Below are 6,790 nucleotides of genomic sequence, written 5' to 3'. Positions count from 1 at the left end.
ATAATTAATTTCTGGCACCTCTGAACCCATGACACTACGTACTTTTAATTGGATATCGTCTTCAACACTCACGTTAGTTGATGCATCATGTACACTTAAAATACCATTTTCATAAGCAGCAATTGACAATTTATGATAAGCCAACTCATAAGCCTTTTTAAGGTCATCCTGTAAGCCGGATGCCTTATTTAACAAATCAATCAACTCATTCATCAAGATAATCCGTTTCCGGTCCATCAATAGATAACCGTTACGCGAAAGATCTAATGTCTTTTGAATCTGCATTAAGTTCCCCTTGGTAGGGGTGTTATTAATATCCATTAATTTTCACCACCTTATACTAGGGGCTTGTCAGTTGTTTGTTGGTTTAATACCTCATCAGCTGTGTTTTTGTAGTATTTATCAAGGACTTCTGTATCCATACGTGTCAATTCTTCACGTGGGAAAATACCTAATAATTGCCAACCTAAGTCCAATGTCTCTTGGATGGTTCTTGTTTCATCTTGGCCTTGACCAACAAATTTTTGTTCGAATAACTCACCAAATTTAAGGTAAAGTTTATCAACATCCGATAACTCTTCTTCCCCGATAACAGAAGCTAAAGATTTAGCCTCGTTAGCACCAGAATAAGAAGCGAACAATTGGTTAGCTACATCAGAGTGGTCTTCACGGGTAAATCCTTCACCAATACCATCTTTCATCAAACGAGATAGTGAGGGCAGAATCCCAACTGGTGGATAAACGTTTTTACCTTCAATTACACGGTCTAAGACGATTTGTCCCTCAGTAATATAACCAGTAAGGTCGGGGATAGGATGCGTGATATCATCGTTAGGCATGGTCAAAATAGGAATTTGCGTTACCGAACCTGGTTTACCTTTAACGATACCAGCACGTTCATAAATAGTTGCCAATTCAGAGTAAAGGTAACCTGGGTAACCTTTACGAGAAGGAATTTCTTGTTTTGCTGATGATACTTCACGTAAGGCCTCAGCAAAAGAGGTCATATCCGTTAAGATAACTAACACATGTTTACCTAAATCATAAGCCAAGTATTCAGCCGTTGTTAAGGCCACACGAGGCGTGATTAGACGTTCCATAACGGGATCATCCGCGGTGTTCACGAACATGGTTACGTGGTCCATTGCACCAGATTCTTCAAATGAACGGCGGAAGTAGTCAGCAATATCATGTTTTACACCCATTGCAGCAAATACAACCGCGAATTCTTCATCAGAATCTTCACCTAATTTGGCTTGTTTAACAATTTGAGCAGCTACTTGGTTATGGCTCATACCATCACCTGAGAATATTGGTAATTTTTGACCACGAATCAAAGTCATCAACCCGTCAATTGCAGAGAAACCAGTTTCAATATAGTCACGTGGGTAAACACGAGATACTGGGTTAAGCGGCGCACCATTCACATCACGTTTGATATCAGAGTGGACAGGTCCTAAATTATCGATTGGACGACCGATACCATCGAATACACGACCTTGAATTTCTGGTGCCAATTCGATTTCCAAACCGTGGCCAGTAAATTGAGTATGTGTATTATCTAGAGACATTGAAGTAGTTGAGTCAAATACTTGGATGATAGCTTTTTCGCCTTCCATGGTAATAATTTGACCTAATTTTTCTTCGTTGCTATTCACACGAAAGCGTACGATATCGTTATATGCAGCGCCTCTAACACCGTCTACAACTACTAGAGGGCCATTAATGGAATTTAATCCTAGATATTCTATTGCCATTATTATTCCCCCTTAACCGTTCTCTTGCATTGCTTTTTCATAGAAAGCATCAATATCTTCAAAGTAGTGATCAAAATCAGCTATATTATCGTTTGAAGTAGTATATTTCATATTGATTACATCCGTGAAAATACTTGATTTGTTTAGATAAGACATTGGCATACCCCATTGAATCAATGATTTAGCCCGGTGATGTAAGTATAAAATAACTTCCATCATTTTTTCTTGTTTAGCCATAGGAACCGCAGAGTCGATTTTATGGAAGGTATTTTGTTGTAAGAAACCTTCACGGAAGACACGCGCAGTTTGTAAGACTAACTTTTGATGGTCAGGTAGAACATCAGAACCGATTAGTTTTACAACTTCCATTAATTGATCTTCTTCGTGTAAAAGGGCCATCATTTCAGCACGGTTAGCTAGGAATTTCTCAGAAACGTTGGCAGTATACCAAGCACCTAAATCATCCACGTATTGACTATAAGAATTCATCCAGTTAATTGCAGGGTAGTGACGTTTATGGGCAAGTTCTGAATCTAGCCCCCAGAAACAACGTACGAAACGTTTAGTATTTTGGGTAACTGGTTCAGAGAAGTCCCCACCTTGAGGAGATACAGCACCGATAATCGATACTGAGCCTTCTGATTGGTTTAAGTTACGCATGTAACCAGCACGTTCATAGAAGGTAGCAATACGACTAGCTAAGTATGCAGGGAAACCTTCTTCAGCGGGCATTTCTTCAAGACGACCAGATAATTCACGTAAAGCTTCGGCCCAACGAGAAGTTGAATCGGCCATGATTGCTACGTCATAACCCATATCACGGTAGTATTCAGCGATTGTTAAACCTGTATAAATAGAGGCTTCACGAGCTGCTACCGGCATGTTAGAAGTGTTGGCAATTAAAACTGTACGTTCCATCAAAGGCGCATTTGAACGAGGGTCAATCAATTTTGAGAAGTCTTCAAGTACTTCGGTCATTTCGTTACCACGTTCACCACAACCAATGTAGACAATCACATCAGCATCGGCATATTTGGCGATCTGATGTTGCATAGTCGTTTTCCCAGTACCGAAACCACCAGGAATCGCAGCAGTACCACCTTTAGCGATAGGGAAGACTGAGTCGATAATCCGTTGACCAGTTACAAGTGGTGTAGTTGACTCGAAACGAGAAGCGACAGGACGTGCTTGACGGATTGGCCATTCTTGATAAGCTTTGATTTCATCAATGTCACCATTGAAGCGGCGTACTTTAACCAAGATATCCTCGATTGTATAGTCACCTTCAGCAACGACTTCTACGACTTCACCAACAGTTGTAGGTGGTACCAATACTTTATGGGTAACGGCATTAGATTCTGGGATTTCGGCAATGATTGCACCACCAGAAACTTGGTCACCGACTTCAACAACTGGTTTCACATGCCATAAAGTTGATTTATCAAGCGAATCTACTTGTACACCACGTTTAATCATATATCCGGATTGTTTTTCAATTTCAACTAAAGGACGTTCAATACCATCATATATATTATTGATTAGACCAGGGCCTAACTGTACTTTAATCGGCATTGTTGTACCGTAAACGCGTTCTCCAGGACGGATACCCGCGGTTTCTTCGTATACTTGGATAGTGGTTTCTTTTTCATTGATGGAAATAACTTCCCCAACTAATTTGTCTTCCCCAACGTGGACCATTTCTTGCATGGATAAGTCGGTTGGACCAGCTATTTTAACGATTGGACCCGAAATTGAATAAATTAAATTTTCGTTTGCCATTCTAGTCATCAACCTCCTTGATAGTAAAGCTATCTTCAACGTTTTCTAATAGGGTAGAGAAAGAGTAGTCGATTAATACTTGACGATCTTTAAAGACGCCACGAACGCCACCCAAAAACTCACGGTCTGAAATTTGAATATTTGCATTTGTTTCTTCTAGTAAAATTTCATACATAGCTTGATCTGAATGGTTGATGTAAACGACCAACTCTTCACGATTTTTTTCTGCATAGTCTTTTAAGTTATTAATCATCACAACTAATTGGTTGCGGTATTCATCTGTTTGCATGTAATTTTGAATCGCATCGTTGAATTCAGCAAATAGCGTTTTTTTCAACTTTTCTTCCTGTAAGTACAAGTCACGTTGTAAGTGAATTTGACTTTGAGAAATGTTTTTATTCAACTCTTTACGCATATTTTTTTTGGCGTTTTCAAATTTTGCATCAAACTCTTGATTTGTATTTTTTACAAATTCATCATAGTCTTTTTGCAAAGTTGCTCGGTATTGATTGACTTGTTCGTCAATAATATCTTGCGCTTGTTGGTTGACTTGCGTTTCAAAATAAGCAAATTTATCTTCTAAATCCATTGCTTAAAACTCCCATTCTATAATTGGATACCGATTGCATGTTGAATTGTGTCTGCAATGGTATTGGTCGCATTTTGATATTCATTTGCACCTAAGACTGAAGTGATAAGTGGTGTTGCTTGATTAAAGCGAACATCATTTACAAGGTCTTGATTGCTTTCAATTAGAGAAGGCGAAAGATAAAGAATGCCAATACCTTTATTTGCTACTGCACGTTTAAAGGCAGGTTCAAATTCCGCAGGCTTTACAATTTCACCTTCAATACCTACTAATCGCAATCCAGTCAAAGTGTCTAAGTTATCGCAGATTACGTAAGCTTTCATTATAGTTGACCTAAAATCATGAATGAGATGATCAAACCGTAAAGGGCAACCCCTTCAGCAAGACCAACGAAGATTAATGAACGACCGAAGATTGAACCATCTTCTGAAATAGCACCTAGGGCAGCTGAAGCAGCAGACGCAACGGCAATACCACCACCAACACATGATAAACCAGTTGATAAGGCAGCAGCAATGTAACCAAGACCTGTTGCTAAACCAGCAGCATTACCAGCAGTTTCTGCAGCAGCACCAGTTGATGCTAAAGCAACTTCTGGGTTGTAAGCTAATACGATCGCAATTAAGATACCAGCTACAACAAATACTATGTTAGTAGTTAATGATTTTTTGTAACGATCTTTTGTTTTTTTGCCTGTGTAGAAGTAACCAAACGGTAAAACAAAACCCAATACGAAAGTTGCAACCATTGTTAGTTTAATTAATAATTCTGTTGTCATGTTTATTTTCTCCTTTAATCTTTAATCCAAATATTTTTAAATTCAATACCATCGCCACGATAGAAGTGACTGAAAATTTCATAAAATTCAAGACGTAAAACTTGAATTGCCACGACTAATCCTTCAAAACCAGTTACAAACAAGTTACCTAAGATAATGACCAACCAGTTGATGTTGCCACTATTTTCTGCACCTGCAAACATTAATACCACACTCATCATCGCACCATGGGAAATAGCGAACGCACCCACACGGACGAATGAAATTGAGTTAGAAAAGTAAGTTAATAGGGTTTCAAATGTTTCAAAGAAGATCGTTAATGCTTTAATCACGATGTTGTCACCATTTTCCTCTTTATGGTTTTCCAACTTGTGAATTATTTCCTCTTTAAAGGCAATTGTGATTAATGCTAAAGCTAGGATAGCGATTAAGATGCCAATTGCTGGAATTGTGTGTCCAGACATGTAAAGGATTAACATAGCTACTAATACAAAGTAGAAAATGAATCCGGCAATACCGTTCTTATCAAGAATGGCTTCCCATTTTTCTCCGGCATTAAAGCGTTGCACGATGTTGACGATCATTGTTGCAAGGATCATGAACATACCAAAGGCGACTGCAACAATAAATACAGTATTTAAGCTTCCGAAGAAGGGGATGTCTGTCATGTGTGTCATAGGATGTAGCCATAATGCATGGATAACATCTTCAAATCCAAAGATTGATCCGTATAGGAAACCAAAGATAGTTGAACTTAATCCAATTGGTGCTAACATACCGATAGGGCGTAATTTCTTGTTGAAGAATCCGACAAGCCCTACAAGAAATAGAATTAATCCCTGACCCACGTCTCCGAACATGGCACCAAAAAGAAGGGAGTAAGAAATACCTACAATCGCTGTTGGATCAATTTCACGGTAGTTTGGAACGCCGTACATTTTGGTTAGTAACTCAAAAGGGCGGATTAGGAAATTGTTCTTCATTTTTGTAGGTGGATTCAAATGACTGTTGTCATCTTCATCTTCGATATACATAGTCACGTTTGGATCGTTTTTCACTTCATCGCTGAATTTTTGCGCATCAGATTGAGCCATCCAACCGATTAATAAGTAACGTGTTTCTTTTTGTGCGAATTCCTCACGGGTAATTGCTGCAAATTTACGAACACCAAAGGCTTGAGATAAATCCATTAAACGACTCTTAGCAGCTAATAAATTAGGTGCAACTGGCGTTACTAAAGCACGCATTTTACGCTTCAATTGGATTAACTGGCTTTCAGTATCTTCCACTAGGTTTTGGTATTTATGGGTAATTTTACGGAAGCTACCACTTTCTTCAGGAAGGTAAATACGTTCCCAAGCTAGTGAGAATAGAAGAGCATCAACACGTTGGCGCGCTTCATCTGGTGTGAAGTAGACACCATAAACGTAATTTTCAGTTTCTTCACTCTTCACGAAGATTGCTGGCACCATTGTGTCCACATATTTTTCAAACTTACGGTAGTTTTCACGAGTGAAACGACCGAAACGGAATTTAATGTGGTTCATTTCGTAAATTTTATCCAATGTAAAGTCAATCGATTGGAAAGGTCTAAACATTAACAAGCTTTCATTTGCTTCATCATGTGCTGCTTGCACCTTAGCAATGGCTTCTCGTTCATGTTGCAAGCTTTCTTCAACTTCGTTTACTAAAGCTTTTGCTTGATCAAAGGTCATGGGTTTGTCCAAGTGAATGTCTTTACCATGCTCAACGTTTGTGTAGTCTAATAAGTTATCAATTCGTTCTTCCCAAGGTTCGTAAGGGTTTGGACTTGTATAGGGACGAAGTGTTCGAATCTCTGACAACTCCTTCAATGCATTTTCTAAATGAATAGGATAGTGGGTCAAG

General features: G+C 38.8%; 7 protein-coding genes. All 7 read right to left on the bottom strand.

The window, feature by feature from the left end:
* Positions 1-321: V-type ATP synthase subunit D (locus ACRCJ0_RS08240; RefSeq protein ID WP_431390143.1), on the bottom strand; the 321-nt coding region annotated here is incomplete at its 3' end.
* A gap of 14 nt (positions 322-335) precedes the next feature.
* Positions 336-1,757 (bottom strand): V-type ATP synthase subunit B, encoded by a 1,422-nt coding sequence (locus tag ACRCJ0_RS08235; protein ID WP_290490966.1) that lies wholly within the window; start codon positions 1,755-1,757, stop codon positions 336-338.
* 12 nt (positions 1,758-1,769) lie between these two features.
* Positions 1,770-3,536 (bottom strand): V-type ATP synthase subunit A, encoded by a 1,767-nt coding sequence (locus ACRCJ0_RS08230; protein ID WP_431387353.1) that lies wholly within the window; start codon positions 3,534-3,536, stop codon positions 1,770-1,772.
* Position 3,537: 1 nt separating this feature from the next.
* Positions 3,538-4,125: a V-type ATP synthase subunit E gene (locus tag ACRCJ0_RS08225; protein ID WP_419971429.1), complete on the bottom strand. Its 588-nt coding sequence runs from the start codon at positions 4,123-4,125 to the stop codon at positions 3,538-3,540.
* A gap of 17 nt (positions 4,126-4,142) precedes the next feature.
* A complete protein-coding gene (locus tag ACRCJ0_RS08220; protein ID WP_417893789.1) occupies positions 4,143-4,448 on the bottom strand; it encodes a V-type ATP synthase subunit F in 306 nt (101 codons plus the stop codon).
* Positions 4,448-4,903 (bottom strand): ATP synthase subunit C, encoded by a 456-nt coding sequence (locus ACRCJ0_RS08215; RefSeq protein WP_111857142.1) that lies wholly within the window; start codon positions 4,901-4,903, stop codon positions 4,448-4,450. The genes ACRCJ0_RS08220 and ACRCJ0_RS08215 overlap by 1 nt, the downstream gene beginning before the upstream one ends.
* A 14-nt stretch (positions 4,904-4,917) precedes the next feature.
* A partial coding sequence (locus tag ACRCJ0_RS08210) for a V-type ATP synthase subunit I (RefSeq protein WP_431390142.1) occupies positions 4,918-6,790 on the bottom strand: 1,873 nt, incomplete at its 5' end.

Source organism: Aerococcus sp. L_32 (assembly GCF_050689315.1).
The sequence above is the reverse complement of the archived record's forward strand: the minus strand, read 5'-3'. Positions and strand labels throughout refer to the sequence as shown.